Here is a 221-nt window from a genome sequence, read left to right on the forward strand (position 1 = left end):
TTAAAGATGCTGATGGGAACATTACTGCTAATACCACAACCTTAACGCCTGACTCAAATGGCTCAATAGTTACCCCGACTGGCGGTGATGAAAACACGCTAATCACTGCAGGTAGTGTGGCTGATGCTATTAATAGTTCAGGATTTACCGTACAAGCTAACGGTGATGCAGGCGAGGTAGTTAATCCAGGTGATGACGTTAACTTCGTTAATGGCGACAAT

The 221-nt window shown here is 44.3% G+C and carries 1 protein-coding gene; it reads left to right on the top strand.

Annotated features, from left to right (window positions below):
- Positions 1-221, top strand: a 221-nt coding sequence (locus tag AC2SLP_RS11990; protein WP_486536850.1) for a hypothetical protein, incomplete at both ends; no start/stop codon positions are given.

It is taken from the genome of Psychrobacter sp. CX21 (genome assembly GCF_057396255.1).